At 64.4% G+C, this 16,115-nt stretch carries 12 protein-coding genes and 1 riboswitch; of the genes, 9 read left to right on the forward strand and 3 right to left on the reverse strand.

Annotation, left to right across the window (positions count from 1 at the left end):
• The first annotated feature begins 29 nt into the window (after nucleotides 1–29).
• Together fliK and A6V37_RS10145 are read left to right on the forward strand one after the other, a co-directional pair.
• Nucleotides 30–1,502 carry a flagellar hook-length control protein FliK gene (gene fliK, locus A6V37_RS10140; RefSeq protein WP_064285949.1) on the forward strand — a complete coding sequence of 491 codons (1,473 nt, stop codon included), beginning with the start codon at nucleotides 30–32 and terminating at the stop codon, nucleotides 1,500–1,502.
• A complete protein-coding gene (locus A6V37_RS10145) occupies nucleotides 1,502–1,876 on the forward strand; it encodes an EscU/YscU/HrcU family type III secretion system export apparatus switch protein (protein ID WP_064267113.1) in 375 nt (124 codons plus the stop codon). The genes fliK and A6V37_RS10145 overlap by 1 nt, the downstream gene beginning before the upstream one ends.
• 26 nt (nucleotides 1,877–1,902) lie before the next feature.
• Here the strand turns inward: A6V37_RS10145 and A6V37_RS10150 are convergent, their stop codons facing one another.
• Both A6V37_RS10150 and A6V37_RS10155 read right to left on the reverse strand, forming a co-directional pair.
• Nucleotides 1,903–3,321, reverse strand: a complete 1,419-nt coding sequence (locus tag A6V37_RS10150; RefSeq protein WP_064285950.1) for a coniferyl aldehyde dehydrogenase — start codon at nucleotides 3,319–3,321, stop codon at nucleotides 1,903–1,905.
• 101 nt (nucleotides 3,322–3,422) lie between these two features.
• Nucleotides 3,423–5,108, reverse strand: a complete 1,686-nt coding sequence (locus A6V37_RS10155; protein ID WP_064267206.1) for an isovaleryl-CoA dehydrogenase — start codon at nucleotides 5,106–5,108, stop codon at nucleotides 3,423–3,425.
• Between the two features lie 411 nt (nucleotides 5,109–5,519).
• On the opposite strand from A6V37_RS10155, the gene A6V37_RS10160 reads away from it, so the two are divergent.
• Together A6V37_RS10160 and A6V37_RS10165 are read left to right on the forward strand one after the other, a co-directional pair.
• Nucleotides 5,520–7,178, forward strand: coding sequence for a GMC family oxidoreductase (locus A6V37_RS10160; RefSeq protein WP_064267115.1), 1,659 nt, complete (start codon nucleotides 5,520–5,522; stop codon nucleotides 7,176–7,178).
• A gap of 182 nt (nucleotides 7,179–7,360) precedes the next feature.
• Entirely contained in the window at nucleotides 7,361–9,106 is a 1,746-nt protein-coding gene (locus A6V37_RS10165; protein ID WP_064267116.1) for an OmpA family protein, read from the forward strand.
• A 100-nt stretch (nucleotides 9,107–9,206) separates the two neighbouring features.
• Here A6V37_RS10165 and A6V37_RS10170 read toward each other — a convergent pair whose 3' ends face one another.
• A complete protein-coding gene (locus A6V37_RS10170) occupies nucleotides 9,207–10,169 on the reverse strand; it encodes a LysR family transcriptional regulator (RefSeq protein WP_064267117.1) in 963 nt (320 codons plus the stop codon).
• A 169-nt stretch (nucleotides 10,170–10,338) separates the two neighbouring features.
• Between A6V37_RS10170 and A6V37_RS10175 the strand changes: the two genes are divergently transcribed.
• The 5 genes from A6V37_RS10175 (at nucleotide 10,339) to A6V37_RS10195 (ending at nucleotide 15,980) form a co-directional block, all read left to right on the forward strand.
• Nucleotides 10,339–11,103: a glycosyltransferase family 2 protein gene (locus A6V37_RS10175; RefSeq protein ID WP_064267118.1), complete on the forward strand. Its 765-nt coding sequence runs from the start codon at nucleotides 10,339–10,341 to the stop codon at nucleotides 11,101–11,103.
• Nucleotides 11,104–11,166: 63 nt separating this feature from the next.
• A riboswitch (S-adenosyl-L-homocysteine riboswitch) is annotated at nucleotides 11,167–11,302 on the forward strand.
• Nucleotides 11,303–11,335: 33 nt separating this feature from the next.
• Nucleotides 11,336–12,757 carry an adenosylhomocysteinase gene (ahcY, locus tag A6V37_RS10180; protein WP_064267119.1) on the forward strand — a complete coding sequence of 474 codons (1,422 nt, stop codon included), beginning with the start codon at nucleotides 11,336–11,338 and terminating at the stop codon, nucleotides 12,755–12,757.
• Between the two features lie 122 nt (nucleotides 12,758–12,879).
• Nucleotides 12,880–13,233 carry a phage holin family protein gene (locus A6V37_RS10185; protein WP_028198543.1) on the forward strand — a complete coding sequence of 118 codons (354 nt, stop codon included), beginning with the start codon at nucleotides 12,880–12,882 and terminating at the stop codon, nucleotides 13,231–13,233.
• An 11-nt stretch (nucleotides 13,234–13,244) separates the two neighbouring features.
• On the forward strand, nucleotides 13,245–14,075 hold the full coding sequence (metF, locus tag A6V37_RS10190) for a methylenetetrahydrofolate reductase [NAD(P)H] (protein ID WP_064267120.1): 831 nt from the start codon (nucleotides 13,245–13,247) through the stop codon (nucleotides 14,073–14,075).
• A gap of 264 nt (nucleotides 14,076–14,339) precedes the next feature.
• A complete protein-coding gene (locus A6V37_RS10195; protein ID WP_064267121.1) occupies nucleotides 14,340–15,980 on the forward strand; it encodes an ABC transporter substrate-binding protein in 1,641 nt (546 codons plus the stop codon).
• Nucleotides 15,981–16,115 lie beyond the last annotated feature (135 nt).

Consider the following 16,115-nt stretch of genomic DNA (forward strand, 5'->3'; position numbering starts at 1 on the left):
GCTGCCGCCAGTGTGACCAAGGAATCGGCATGAACGGAATCGACACGGCCGTCGCTTCGCTGCTAGCGAACCGGATCGACAGCCTGCTCAACATCGCACCGGGCAGCGCGGCCGCCTCGCAGACCGGCGCGGCGGACGTCGAGACCGCGCCGGCCACCGGGGTGCCTGTTGCGGCTCCCGCGCCGCAGCCGTCCGCACAAACCGCCCTGTCCGCCGTGGCCCTGACGCTCAACGCGATCGTGCGCTCGGGCGGCGAGGCGACACCCGCGGTGCTCGGGCAGGCGCCAATCTGGCCGGCGGCGCCCGCGCTCGATGTCGAAGGCGGCGCCTTGCCGCTGTTCGATGCAACCGCTGCCGCCGCTGATGCCGCGGGCTCCAGCGCTTCAACCGCTGCTACCGCCTCAACTAACAATCCCAATGCAACCACGACCGCTTCCACTGCGGCGACCGCCAACATAGCGGCGGCCCAGGTGCCGGTAGCGTCGCTCGCGGCCGCGCTCGAGCAGACGGTCAGCGACAGCGGTCTGTTCTACGAAGCGCATCTGGCGCAATGGCTGGCGGGCCAGCGCTCGCCGGCGGACCTGGCCGGCGAGGCGCAAAACAAGCTGGTGGCCGCCGCCGCGCAATTGCCGCTCGACTGGGCGAACGACGCAGGCGAGGCGCTTCCAGCCAATCCGTCGAGCCGGCAGGGCATGGCGTCCAATGGGCCGCAGCCGGGGCCGCAGTCCGGTGCGCCGGACGCGAACGCCGCCGCCCGCGCGGCGCCATCGATCCAGACCGCGCAGGCCGCGCGCTTCGTGGCCGGGGAAGTGCTGGCCAGTTCGCTGTCCGATCTGAACGGCCAATCCGCGCACGCCAGCTTGCACAACGCGGCGACGCTGCCGGGTGACGGCGGCGGCTCGCAAAGTTCGCAGTCGATGGCGGCCGCGGTGCATCCCGCCACCGTGCCGCTGGTGCGCCAGCAGCTCGACCTGCTCGCGACCGGGCAGTTTCGCTGGACCGGCGAAGCGTGGCCGGGCGCCAAGCTCGACTGGACCGTCGAACAGGATGGTGACGAATGGGACCGCAGCGGCGGCGGCGCGGCCAGCGAGGACGATCACCCGTGGCGCACGCGCCTGACGCTGTCGCTGCCGACGCTCGGGACGGTCGATGCGGAATTGACTTTGACCGGCACCCGGCTCATCGCGCGGGTGCAGGCCAGTCCGGGCGGCGCGGCGCGCCTGGCGGTGCAGGGCGAGAGCTTCCGTCAGCGGCTCGCGGCGGCCGGCATTGAACTGACCGGCTTGACGATCCGCGAGATCGGCGGCGGTGCGCCGGTCACCGGCGCCGATGCCACGGGTGCCGCGGCGGCCGCCCAGGCAGCGGCTTCGGCGTATGCGCGCTCGGCGTCCACGGCGAGTGCGGCAGGGGCGGCAACGGACCATGCCGCGTCGGTTCGACGGACCGCGCACACTGGCCGCCCGGCCGCCTCGCCGCCCGACGATTTCGACTGGGACATGTGATGAGCCGCACGAACCGCACACACGGCTACCGCCGCAGCGCGGCCGCGCTCGTCTATGACACGCAAGGTCGCGATCCCGCGCCGCGCGTGATCGCCAAAGGCTACGGGATGCTGGCCGAGATGATCGTGCAACGGGCCAAGGAAGCCGGCCTGTATGTCCACGAGGCGCCCGAAATGGTTTCGCTGCTGATGCAGGTAGACCTCGACGCGCGTATTCCGCCGCAGCTTTATCAGGCGGTGGCGGAGTTGCTCGCGTGGCTGCATCGGCTGGAAAGCGGGGCTGAGACCGAGCCGGCGCACGGCGCGAATGCCGCCGCGCAGGACGTCACCGATGTGGTGGCCGTCGACGTCGAAGGCGGGACAGCGGCGCGCTGAACACGCCGCCGCTGCAAGGCCCTTCGTTAAAACCGCATCATCAGCTTCAGCAGCGCGTTCACGCGCTTACCGTACGGCGGCGAGATCCAGCCACGCGCGTTCAGACGCGCCTGCGTCAGCACCGGCTTCATCTTCGAGAACGTCACGAAGCCTTCGTAGCCGTGATATGCGCCCATGCCACTGGCCCCGACTCCGCCGAACGGCAGGCTTTCGCACGCCAGATGCATCAGCGTCTCGTTGATTGCCATGCCCCCGGCGATGGTTTCGTGCGTCACGCGCTCGATCGTGGCGGCGTCGTCGGCATACAGATACAGTGCGAGCGGACGAGGCCGGGCGTTGATCCACGCGATCGCGTCGTCGAGCGTGTCGTAGGGGACGATCGGCAGCAGCGGCCCGAAGATTTCCTCCTGCATCAGCGCGCAGGCGTCCGGCGCATTCGTTACCGCGATCAGCGGATAGCGGCGGCTAGCCGGGTCGGGCACGCTGTCGGTGAGCCTATGGAGTTGCGCGCCGGCTGCCTCGGCTTCGTCGGCGCGGCGTTCGAGGCGTGCGAAGTGGTGCGCCGAAATGATCGACGTGTAGTCCGTGTTATCGGCGAAGTTCGGATACATCTTCGCCATCCGCGCGCGCGCCCGTTCGACGAACGCCTGCTCCTGGCCGCGCGGCACCAGCACGTAGTCGGGCGCGACGCAGGTTTGCCCCGCGTTGAGCGTCTTGCCGGCGATCAGGTTGTCCACCGCGTTGTCGAAGCGCGCGTGCGCGCCGATGATGGCCGGCGACTTGCCGCCCAGTTCGAGCGTGACCGGCGTCAGATGCTCGGCGGCGGCGCGCATCACTTCGTGGCCGACCTTGGTCGAACCGGTGAACAGCAGATGGTCGAACGGTTGCGCGCTGAACGCGGCGGCGAGCGCGGCGTCGCCGTTTACCACCGCGACGTGATCGCGCGCGAAGGTCTGGCCGATCAGCTGCTCGAACAGTGCCGAGGTGCGCGGCGTCAATTCGGACATCTTGATGATCGCGCGGTTGCCGGCGGTGAGCGCGCTGATCAGCGGCCCAACGGCGAGCAGCACCGGATAGTTCCACGGCACGATGATGCCGACCACGCCGAGCGGTTGCGGCACGACCTTCGCGCGCGCCGGCATCAGCCATTTGTTGGTGCTGCGGCGCTGCGCTTTCATCCAGCGCTTGCCGTGCCGGAGTGCGCCGTTGATCTCTTCCTTCACCAGCAGAAATTCGGCGAGCAGCACTTCCTGTTTCGCGCGATTGCCGAAGTCGGCGTTCGTCGCCTCGGCGAGCGCGTCGCGATTGTCGAGCATGACTTTGCGCAGCGCTTTCAGATGCGTCGCGCGGGTATCCCACGACGGATAGGGCGCTCGCAGATAAGCATCGCGTTGATCGCGCAGCAGCGCTTCGAGCGCGGCGACTTCCGGCAAATCGTTCTTCATAGGTGTCCTCTCCCTGATGGATGACGGTGCGCGTTGCGTCGCGCTTATAGGTGTGCTGGTGTTGCCCGATGTTGCCTGGTGTATCCGGCGCGTGCTGGACGTCAGCCGGGAAAAGCCCGTTCGACAATCGCCGCGTGATCGAAGGTCGCCGGCAGCGTACCGTAGACGCGGCCGCTTTCGCCGCAGCCATCGGCCAGGCGTGTTGCAATGAACGCTTCGGCGATTTCGGCCGGCGCGTGCTTGATGAGCAGGGCCGCCTGCGCGATCAGCACGATTTGCTGCGCGATCCGCCGCGCCGAGGCTTCGCGATGCTCGGCCGGCCCGTTGAGTGTGGCGGCGAGCTTGCCGAGCGCGGCGCGCAATGCCGGATGTGCCTGCGCATCCGCCTGCCACGCGGCGAATAACGCCTGAGCCGCTTCCGGCTCGCGTTCCATGGCGCGCAGCACGTCGAGGCACATCACGTTGCCGGAGCCTTCCCAGATCGAATTCACGGGCGCTTCGCGATAGAAGCGCGCCATTGGACCGGTTTCGACATAACCGTTGCCGCCCCACACTTCCATTGCCTCGCCGGTGAATTCCAGTGCGCGCTTGCAGACCCAGTACTTCGCTGCCGGCGTGACGATGCGCCGCCACGCGCGTTCGGCGAACGAGGTGGACGCCGCGTCGGTGGATTCTTCGAAAGCGCGCGCGAGGCGCATGAACAGTACCGTCGCCGCTTCCGACTCCAAAGCCAGATCGGCCAGCACATTGCGCATGAGCGGCTGATCGGCCAGATGCCGGCCGAAGGCGCTGCGCTCACGCGCATGGTGGATGGCCTGCACGAGCGCCGCGCGCATCAGCGCCGCACTGCCGATCACGCAATCGAGCCGCGTGTAATTCGCCATTTCGATGATGGTGGGCACGCCACGCCCTTCGTCGCCGATCATGATGCCGAACGCGTCGAGGAATTCGACTTCGCTGCTCGCATTCGAGCGGTTGCCCAGCTTGTCTTTCAGACGCTGGATCTGCACGGCGTTCTTGCTGCCGTCCGGCGCGAAGCGCGGCACGAAGAAACACGAGATGCCCTCGTGATCGTCCGTGCGGGCGAGCACCAGATGCGCGTCGCACTGCGGCGCGGAGAAAAACCACTTGTGGCCGACGAGCCGGTAGGCGGCGCCGCGGCCGCTGCCGGCGGTGGCATAGGCGCGCGTCTGGTTGCTGCGCACATCCGAGCCGCCTTGCTTCTCGGTCATGCCCATGCCGATCATCGCGGACGTTTTCTGCGTAAGCGGCAGGTCGCGGGAATCGTGCTCGCGCGCGTAGAGCTTGTCGCGCAGCGTGGCGAACAGCGCGGGTTCGCGCTGCAGCACCGGGATGCTCGCGAAGGTCATCGTCAGCGGGCAAAGCGAGCCGGATTCGATCTGCGCATGCAGAAAGTAGCCTGCGCAGCGCGCGACCATCGCGCCGCGCTGCGGATCGGAAAATGGCAGCGCGTGCAGACCTTCGCGGCGCAGCAGCGACAGCAACGTATGCCACGAAGGATGAAACTCCAGCGCGTCGATGCGCTCGCCGCGCGGACTGTGCGTGACCAGCTCGGGCGTATGGCGGTTGGCCAGTTCCGCGAGCGCGAGCGTGTCCGCCGTGGTGAGCGCCGCGCCGTGCCGCAGCAGGGCGTCGCGATGCCATGCGGCGCCGTCGCGTTCGAGTGCGGCGGACAACGCGGCGTCGCTGGAAAACAGGTTGTAGTCCGCCAGCGGAGCAACCTGATTGGTCACCTCGTGGGTCTGGCCGAAACGGTGCCGTTCCATCTGCTGTCTCCGTCCAACGCGTGCCCGCCGGCGCTCTTCGGCGGTGCGCTGTTTGATCGCTGAGTGCCGTGCCGCACGGCGGGGGACGGCGCGCGTGGCGCCGTGTTTGAATGCCTTGCGCGGCCGCCCGGCGGGCGTGTGCGCGTCTTTCATCATAGGGGCGCAGGGGTGTTTCCGTTTAGAGGAATCGCTCTGGCGCGAACCCGCCGCGCGCTTCGAACGCTCCCTACAATGCCGGTAAAACACACGTAGACAAGTGTGCACGCAATAAATTGCATGGGACCAGAGTAAGTGCTTTGCATGGGACCGGAGTAAGCGCTAAAGCGCCAACTCCGGTTCGACAGCTAAAGCGCCAACTCTGGTCGACACGAGACAGGGCTGGCGAGCAAAGCAGCTCATATGGAGGAGCGAATGCAATACGACTACATCATCGTCGGTGCAGGCTCGGGCGGCTGCTCGCTGGCGAGCCGTCTCGCGGATAGCTGCCCGGACGCGACGATCGCCCTGATCGAAGCCGGTCCGCACACGGACCGTAATCTGTTCGTCAACATGCCGGTGGGCGTGGCGGCCGTGGTGCCCCACAAGCTCAAGACCAACTACGGCTATCTGACCGCGCCGCAGCCGGGGCTCGGCGGACGGCAGGGCTATCAGCCGCGGGGGCGCGGCTTCGGCGGATCGAGTGCGATCAACGCGATGATCTACACGCGCGGCCATCCGCTCGATTACGACGAATGGGCGCAACTCGGCTGCGAGGGCTGGTCATGGGCGGACGTGCTGCCGTATTTCCGCAAGGCAGAAGGCAATCAGCGCGGCGCCAACGCGTGGCATGGCGATAGCGGTCCGCTCACTGTCTCCGATCTGCGCTATCAGAATCCGTTTTCGAAGCGTTTCGTGCAGGCGGCCATGGAGGCCGGCTATAAGGCGAACGGCGATTTCAACGGCGCGGATCAGGAAGGGATTGGCTTCTATCAGGTGACGCAGCGCGACGGACGCCGTTGCAGCGTGGCGCGCGCCTATATCTACGACCGCGAACGTCCCAATTTGCACAAGATCGCCGACGCGACCGTGCTGCGGGTGACCTTCAGCGACAAACACGCGAGCGGTGTCGAGATCGTTCGCGGCGGCCGCACCGAAACGCTCGAAGCGCGCGCCGAGGTGGTGCTCGCGGCCGGCGCGTTCAATTCGCCGCAACTGCTGATGTGCTCGGGCATCGGGCCGGCGGCGCATTTGCAGTCGCACGGCATCGCGGTTTTGCACGACGCGCCCGAGGTCGGCCAGAACCTGATCGACCACGTCGATTTCACGATCAACAAGCGCGTCTCGTCGATCGAGCCGACCGGCTTCTCGATCCGCGGGATTGCGCGGATGCTGCCGCAGTTCGTCACCTTCATGCGTCATGGGCGCGGCATGTTGTCGAGCAATGTCGCGGAGGCGGGCGGTTTTCTGAAGAGCCGCCCGACGCTCGAGCGGCCGGATCTGCAATTGCATTTCTGCGCGGCTATCGTCGACGATCACAATCGCCATATGCATTGGGGCCACGGCTATTCGCTGCACGTATGCGTCTTGCGGCCGCACAGCCGCGGCACGGTGACGCTGGCCAGCGCCGACGCGCGGACCGCGCCGGTGATCGACCCGCGCTTTTTCAGCGATTCGCGCGATCTCGACCTGCTGGTGGAAGGCGCACAAATGGCGCGGCGCATTCTCGATGCGCCCTCGCTCGCGCTGCATGGCGGCACCGAGCTGTACACGGATGCGGGCCAGACGGAGGCGCAATTGCGGCAGACCATCGCCGAGCATGCGGACACGATCTATCACCCGGTGGCGACTTGCCGGATGGGCGGCGACGCGTTGTCGGTGGTCGATTCGCAGTTGCGGGTGCGGGGCGTGACGGGGCTGCGAATCGTCGACGCGTCGGTAATGCCGACGCTGATTGGCGGCAACACCAATGCGCCGACGGTGATGATCGGTGAGCGCGCGGCTGAGCTGATTGCCTCGGCCCGTCGCGCGTCGCAGATGGCGCCCAAGTCGACGCCGGCAGGCATGCCCGGCATGACGGCGAGCGCGGCTTGAGCCGCGTCGATCATCGCTTCAATTGCCGAGTTTGATGCTCAAATATAAGACAACTTTGACGAACGTCGTCTAATTCGTCATAAATTGTGCTGTTTCGTTTTTGAGATTTTCCGAAACCTATAATCGCGCCGCGAAAAGAAGCGCGTCACGTGGCGCGTTCGGAATCTCAAGGAAACGAAGCGATGAGCATCAATGTGATTCAACTGATTCAGTCTGCCTTGACGGACAGTGTCGTGGGACAGTTAGCGGGGCGCTTCGGATTGCCGCCGGACGCGACGCAAAAGGTGCTGTCCACTATTGCTCCGGCGCTCGTCGCCGGCTTGATGCAGAAGGGCGCGACGCTCGACGGTGCGCGTTCTCTCTACACCACGATCCTCTCGTCGGCGGTGAATGACCATATTGCCGAGCAACTGCCGAACCTGCTCGGCAGCACGAGCGGCGTGAGCCAACTGGAAATTGGCGGGCGGCAGTTGCTCGAGCGCGTGTTTGACCGCCGCGTCGATCTCCTCAGCGACGAGGTCGCGCGGCAAACCGGTGCACCGGTCCATGCCACGCATGCCATGACGGGGATTGCCGGAGCCATCCTGCTCGGCGTGCTCAAACGGTATTTTCTCAACGGGCAGGGCAACGCCGGGCAGTTGCCGACGCTGCTGGGCCATCAATTGCCTTCGATCGCGCCGCATCTGAGCGACCGCCTGCTGGCCGCGCTCGGCCTGAGCGGTCTCGGTGCTTTTTCCGGCGTCATTCTGTCGCAATTGAAGGCCGTTTCGGCGCATATCGACCACCCGACGCCGGCGGTCAAGCCGGTGCCCGAGGCCCTGGCGAACGTTCAAGTGCCCGCGGGGGCGGTGGTGCGCGAAGAGCGCCGCTCGCACACGTGGCTCTGGTGGCTGCTCGCGGCCCTGGCAGCGGTGCTGGCCTTTCTGTTTCTGCGTGGCTGCCATCGTGAGGAGAGCACGAGTGACGCTGCCGGGCGCAGCGCGGCGGGAGCGGCAGTCAGTGCGCAGCCGGCTTCCGCGCCGGCCCCTGCGTCGGTTGTCGTGGCACCGGCCAGCGACGTCGCGGCGTCCACACCTGCCGCCAGCGCTCCGGCTGGAGCGAGCGCCGTGCCGCAGCCGGCCGCCGCGCCCGCACCGACCAAAGACAGTCAGCTGAGCGTCGTCGTCAGCGCCAGCGGCAAACCGACCGTGACCGCCACGGTCGGCAGCGAAGCTGAAAAATCGCAGCTGATCGACGAACTGGCCAAGCGCCTCGGCGAATACAATTTCGTGCCGAACATCACGGTCGATGCCGCCACCAAGCCGGCCGACTGGCTGGCCCATCTCGACGGCTTGCTGCCGCTCATGTCGCTGCCGGGCGCGGAAGTGAAAGTGGACGGCACGCACGTTGAACTCAGCGGCACGGCGGCCGACCCGAAGTTCGGCTGGCTCGACAAACTGAAGTCGCTATTCGGTGCGTCGTACCAGATCGGTTCATTCGACGTCGCGCACGCGGTCGCCGATGCAACCGCCAATTTCCGCAACGCGGTTAAAGGCCTGCTCGCGCAGGACGGCTCCTGCGCCGCAGCGGACGTAGTCAAGGTGCTGAACCTGCAAGTGATCAATTTCGCGAGCGCGAGTGCTCGTGTGCCGGCTTCGGCGGTGGCAGACCTGGATCAGTCCGCGCAGGTACTGAATGCCTGTGTGCGCAACGGCAAGACAGCACGGCTCGAAGTGGCGGGCTATTCGGACAACGTGGGTGGCGAGCAAACCAATCAGCAGTTGTCGAAGCAGCGTGCCGAAGCGGTGCGTGCGTATCTGGTCAAAACGGGCGTGCCTGCCGATTCGCTGACTGCGCAAGGTTACGGCGAGGCGCGTCCGGTCGCGAGCAATGACACGGCTAGCGGCCGCTTCGCCAACCGCCGCATTGAGTTCATCGCTCAGCAATAGTCGCCGCGCTCACTTCCCCGCTCAGTCGTCCCCCGGAGATTTCCCGCGGGGGTTCTATATTTGGAATACACGCCGCCCGGCTCGCGCCGGGCGGCGTGTGTCATTGGTCCGGCGGTGTGTGAAACGTTGCGGCGATGCCGGTCATACCGACGGCCGGCCCTAGCATGAAATCGTCGCCGGCCTGGCCCGGCAAGGTTTCTCGCGCGACTTCGAGCCACGCGCGCGCGGCGTGCGACAGATACCCGTCGCGGCGCCAACCGATAGCCATTTCCCATGGAATCTCCGGCTCCACCACCGGCCGGCAGGTGAACTTGGCCGGATCGAGCCGCCGGCAATACGGCGCGGGCAAGAGCGCGATGCCCACACCGGCCAGCACCAATGCCGCCATGAAATCCCAGTGCCCGCTGCGGCCGACGATGGTTGGCGCAAAACCGGCGGTACGGCATGCGTTCAATACGACATCGTTGAGCGCCAGACTCTCGCCGTAGAACACGAACGGCTCGTTCGCGAGCTGGGCAAGCGGCACTTCGGGCTGATCGTCCCAGCGCGAGCCGGCGCGCGCGACCAGCCATAGCAGCTGGTGCGTCATGGGCAGCACGTCGATATTTTCCGGGTCGACCGGTTGCAGCACGCCGCCTAATTCCAGCTCGCCGTTGATCAGCGCTGTTTCGATGGCACGCGAACCCTGCTCGAACAGTTTCAGTTCTATCTTTGGATAACGCTGGCGGAACGCGGCGATAGCGGGTGTGAAGAGCGAACCGCCCATCGGCGGAATACCGATGGTGAGTTCGCCGCGGCCGAGCGTGTCGAGATCGTTCAGTTCGGCCTGCAATTGCGCGTGCGCCGCGAGCACGTCCTGACCGCGCTGATAGACGATCCGGCCGGCGTCGGTCAGCACCATCTGGCGTCCGTCACGCAGCAAAAGCGGGGAGCCGATTTCGTCCTCCAGCGACTTGACCATCTTGCTGATGGTCGGCTGCGTGACGAACATCAACTCGGCGGCGACGGTGAAACTCTGCTGACGCACCACTTCGACGAAATACCGCAGCGCACGTAGTTCCACGATCTCAGACTCCAGAATTCCAAATCGGAATGATTTGAGTGATTGTAAGTCATTAAGTTTATGCGGCAGTGCGACTCATGCCGGCGTTTAATCAAGATGGAATCGGCCGCAGACGGGATAACATCGACGTCTATCCCAGTTGCCCCGTCCTTCGCGACCGCTCAGATCCATGCCGCCCATCTCGATCATCATTCCCTGCTACAACGCCGCGGCGACGCTCGCCCGCGCACTGGACAGCTGCCGCATTCAACCGGAAGCGGCGCAGATCATCGTGGTGGACGATGGCTCGACCGATGCCAGCGCGGAGATCGTCGCGCATTGCGGCAGCCTCGATGCGCGGGTGGGCTTGCTGCGCATGCCGTACAACGGCGGCGCGGCGCGCGCGCGCAACTGGGGCGCGATGCATGCGTCGCACGATCTGCTCGCGTTTCTCGACGCGGACGACGAGTACGTGCCCGGCGCGCTGGCCGCCGCGAGTGAGTTTCTCGCGCACAACCCGCAGGCGGTGTCCGTGCGGCTCGACGTCGAGTACACGGATTTTCCGGGCGAGCTCACCGCTCATCCCGACTTTGCCGGGCACGCGGCAACGCTGAGCAATACGGTGCCGAGCAGCCTGGTCATTCGCCGCGCGGCGTACGCGGCCCTCGGCGGTTTTCCCATGGACGACGCGTTTCGGCGCATCGGCGGTGAAGACGGCGCGTTTTCGTGGGCGCTGCGCGAAATTTTCGGCAACCCGCGTCTGGGCGACGTGAAGCGCGTGCGCATGCACTATCACGCGGGCATTCACGCCGAACGTTACTTCCGCGTCGCACTCGGACTGCAAACGCCAGATCCCGCCGACGTCGAGGAAGCGTTCCGCGTATCGAAGCAGTTCGTCGAGCATGCGCGCGCCGGGATCGCGCAATTGCGCTCAGCCAGCGTGGCCGCTGGTTAAGCCGTCCTCCGAAAATCCGCTCCCTCGCCCCGAAGCCATCTCGATTTGCTACAATCGCCGTTCGTCTTCGAGGAGCGTTGCGACGGGTACCGCGAATCCCTATATTCGCCGGCCGCCCGCCAGGCTCGAAGGCTTCAATCGGAGGGGAGAATGCGCATAGCGCTTTTCCACCCACCGCATCGAACCGCGCTCACGTCAAATTTCTAGTCAATTTCTTAGAAAGGAGGGCGTGATGAACGCCGCTGTGATCGATTCCAAAGCTTCCCAGGATTACATTGTTGCCGACATGTCGCTGGCCGACTGGGGCCGCAAAGAGCTCAACATCGCCGAGACGGAAATGCCCGGCCTCGTGCAAACGCGCGAAGAATACAAGGCGCAGCAGCCCCTGAAGGGCGCGCGCATTGCCGGTTCGCTGCACATGACCATCCAGACCGGCGTGCTGATCGAGACGCTGACGGCGCTCGGCGCCGACGTCCGCTGGGCCTCGTGCAACATCTTCTCGACGCAGGATCACGCCGCCGCGGCTATCGCCAAGGCCGGCACGCCGGTGTTCGCGTTCAAGGGCGAGTCGCTCGACGAATACTGGGAGTTCTCGCACCGCATTTTCGAATGGCCGAATGGCGAATTCGCCAACATGATTCTCGACGACGGCGGCGATGCCACGTTGCTGCTGATCCTCGGCTCGAAGGCGGAAAAAGACCGTTCGGTGATCGCCAAACCGACCAACGAAGAAGAAGTCGCGCTGTACAAGTCGATCGCCCGTCATCTGGACGCGGATCCGGTGTGGTACTCCACGCGTCTCGCGCACATCCAGGGCGTGACGGAAGAAACCACCACCGGCGTGCACCGTCTGTACCAGATGGAAAAGGAAGGCCGTCTGCCCTTCCCGGCCATCAACGTCAACGACTCGGTCACCAAGTCGAAGTTCGACAACCTGTACGGCTGCCGTGAGTCGCTGGTCGACGGCATCAAGCGCGCGACCGACGTGATGATCGCGGGCAAGATCGCAGTGGTCGCGGGTTACGGCGACGTGGGCAAGGGCTGCGCGCAATCGCTGCGTGGCTTGGGCGCAACCGTGTGGGTCACGGAAATCGATCCGATCTGCGCGCTGCAAGCCGCGATGGAAGGCTACCGCGTCGTGACGATGGAATACGCCGCCGACAAGGCCGACATTTTCGTGACGGCCACCGGCAATTACCACGTGATCGGCCATGACCACATGAAGGCGATGCGCCACAACGCGATCGTCTGCAACATCGGTCACTTCGACTCGGAAATCGACGTCGCGTCGACCCGCCAGTACCAGTGGGACAACATCAAGCCGCAAGTCGACCACATCATTTTCCCGGACGGCAAGCGCGTGATCCTGCTGGCTGAAGGCCGCCTCGTGAACCTGGGTTGCGCAACGGGCCACCCGTCGTTCGTGATGTCGAACTCGTTCACGAATCAGACGCTCGCGCAGATCGAACTGTTCACGCAAGGCAAGAAGTACGAGAACAAGGTGTACGTGCTGCCGAAGCATCTGGACGAGAAGGTCGCGCGCCTGCATCTGGCGCGCATCGGTGCGAACCTGACCGTGCTGTCGGACGAGCAGGCCGGCTACATCGGCGTCGACAAGAACGGTCCGTTCAAGCCGAACCACTACCGCTACTAAGCAAGCCGCGGGCGGTTGGAACGCATGACAGTTTGAGGACAAAGCGGCGCATCATGCGCCGCTTTGTTCGCCATGCCCGCCTTATTTCATTCAACGGACATCCGGCCTACAAGGAGCTCTACATGACCGTGCTGCTGACCTGGCTGATCAACGCGCTTGCGCTGCTGATCATCACCTACCTCGTTCCGTCGATCCATATCCGCAGTTTCGGCACCGCATTGATCGTCGCGGTGGTGCTCGGATTGATCAACACGATCCTGCGACCGGTGCTGATCCTGTTGACGCTGCCCGTCACGATCGTCACGCTCGGACTCTTCATTCTGGTGGTCAATGCGCTGTGCTTCTGGCTGTGCGCGTCGCTGCTGAAGGGCTTCGAAGTGTCGGGTTTCTGGTCGGCGTTCTTCGGCTCGATTCTGTACAGCATTGTCTCTTGGCTGCTGTCCGCGCTTATTTTCGGCAACCGCAGCATCGGTTGAATCACTGAATCATGAACCCGATCGAACTTTCATTCGAATTCTTCCCGCCGAAAACGCAGGAAGGCGTCGACAAGCTGCGTGCCACGCGCACGCAGCTCGCATTGCTCAAGCCCAAGTTCGTGTCCGTCACGTTCGGCGCGGGCGGCTCGACGCAGCAGGGCACGCTCGATACCGTCGTCGATATGGCGAAGGACGGGCTCGAAGCGGCGCCGCACGTGTCGTGCATCGGCTCGTCCAAAGAGAGCCTGCGCGCGATCCTCAACGAGTACCGCGCGCATGGCATTCGCCATATCGTCGCTTTGCGCGGCGATTTGCCCTCCGGCATGGGCGAAGTCGGCGAGCTGCGCTATGCGTCGGAGCTGGTGAGCTTCATTCGCGCCGAGTTTGGCGACTGGTTCTGGATCGAAGTGGCCGGCTACCCGGAATACCACCCGCAGGCGCGCTCGCCGCGTCACGATCTGGAAAACTTTGCCCGCAAGGTGAAGGCCGGCGCGAATTCGGCGATCACGCAGTACTTCTTCAACGCGGACGCGTACTTCCATTTCGTCGACGACGTCAGGAAGCTCGGCGTTGAGGTGCCGATCGTGCCGGGCATCATGCCGATCACGAACTTCTCGCAACTAATGCGCTTTTCGGAGATGTGCGGCGCCGAAGTGCCGCGCTGGATCGCACGCCGGCTGGAAAGCTTCGGCGACGACCGCGAGTCGATCCGCGCGTTCGGGCTGGATGTGGTGACCGACCTGTGCGGACGTCTCATCGACGCGAAGGTGCCGGGCCTGCACTTCTACACGCTGAACGGCGCTGCGGCGACCAAGGCGATCTGCGAGCGTCTGGGCGCTTAAGGACCGGATGGCGTAGCGAGGACGAAACCGCGCGGCTGAATGGGCCGCGCGGTTTTTTTTGCGCCGGAACGGCTGCGCAGAGAGCGTTGCGACGGCCATCCCGGCGGCGAGCCTGCCACCGAATTTTCGCCCGCCGCTGTTGCTGCGTCGCAACAATGCGCTGCGCTGCGGCAAAGCTTGCGGCGCGTAAGCCCTCATTGAACCCGATTTTTGTGCTGTCTATGATCAAAGCGCAGCTGACGTGGCTGCTGTGCGGAGAACGTAATGACGGTATCCAAGTTGCTGTTTGCGGTTCGCCAAACCTGCTTGCCGGCGCTCGCCACCTGTGCGCTCCTGACTGCCGGATTTTCACCTGCCGCCGGCGCGGCTACGCTGCCCGACAAGACCCTCGTGTTCTGCTCCGAGGGCAGTCCGGCCGGCTTCGACACCGCGCAATACACGACCAGCGTCGAATTCAGCGCCGGCTCGTACACGGTGTACAACCGCCTGATCGAATTTGCGCACGGCAGCACCGATATCGAACCGGGCCTTGCCGAGAAATGGGATGTGTCGCAGGACGGCCTGACTTACACCTTTCATTTGCGGCACGGCGTGAAATTCCAGACCACGTCGTTCTTCAAGCCGACGCGCGAGTTCAACGCCGACGACGTCGTCTTCACCTACCAGCGGATGCTCGATCCGGATCAGCCGTTCCGCAAGGCCTACTCGGTGCCGTTCCCGTATTTCACCGATCTGGGCCTCGCCAAGAACATTGCGAAGATCGAAAAGCTCGATCCGTACACGGTGCGGTTCACGCTGAAGGAAGTCGATGCGCCGTTTTTGCAGCAGATCGCGATGCCGTTCGCGTCGATCCTGTCGGCTGAATATGGCGATCAATTATTGAAGGCGGGTAAAGCATCGGATATCAATCAATATCCGGTCGGCACCGGCCCGTTTATTTTCCGCAGCTACACGAAAGACGACACGATTCGCTTCGACGGTAATCCCGATTACTGGAAGCCGGGCGTCGTGAAAGTCAGCAAGCTGATATTCGCCATTACGGTCGATCCGGCGGTGCGGTTGCAAAAACTGAAGCGCGGCGAATGCCAAGTCATGGCTTATCCGCGGCCCGCTGATATTCCGGCGGTCAAAACCGACGAGACGCTTAACATGCCGCACGAGGTGGGTTTCAATCTCGGCTATATCGCCTACAACACCACCAAAAAGCCGCTCGACAATGTGCTGGTACGCCGCGCGCTCGATATGTCGATCAATAAGAAAGCGATTATCGAATCGGTGTATCAAGGGGCGGGCCAAGCGGCGACCAACCCCATGCCGCCGACGCAATGGGGCTACGACAAGAATCTGAAAGACGCCCCGTATGACGTCGACAAAGCCAAAGCGCTGCTGAAGCAGGCGGGTTATCCGGACGGCTTCGACCTGACCTTGTGGGCCATGCCGGTTCAGCGGCCTTATAACCCCAACGCGCGCCTGATGGCGGAAATGCTGCAATCCGATTGGGCGAAAATTGGCGTCAAAGTAAAAATCGCCACTTATGAATGGGGCGAATACATTCGCCGCGCACATTCAGGCGAGCATGAGGCAATGCTGATTGGCTGGACCGGCGATTATGGCGACCCGGATAACTGGCTGGGCGTATTGCTGGGCTGCGATGCGGTGAATGGCAGTAACTTTTCCAAATGGTGCTACAAGCCTTACGACGACCTGATCAAGAAGGGCCGCAGTACCACGGATATGACCGACCGAACCAAGGCCTATACGGATGCCCAGGAGATCTTCAAGGATCAGGTCCCGTTCACGCCGATCGCCCATTCCACGGTCTATCAGCCGATCAGCAAGAACGTCACGGGTTTCAGGATCGACCCGTTTGGCCCGACGCAATTCATGAACGTCGGCCTGAAATAGTGTTCGTGGGCAGGTTTTTGCCCGGCCTGGCCTCCAGCGCCGCACGCTCCGGCCCACGCCGGCGTGCGGCGGGCTATATGCCTGATTGGTTTCCGATCGTCAACAGAGGGATTTCGTCCGCTTGGTGCTGTGAGC

The sequence above is a fragment of the Paraburkholderia ginsengiterrae genome, from assembly GCF_001645125.1.
GTDB lineage: Bacteria > Pseudomonadota > Gammaproteobacteria > Burkholderiales > Burkholderiaceae > Paraburkholderia > Paraburkholderia ginsengiterrae.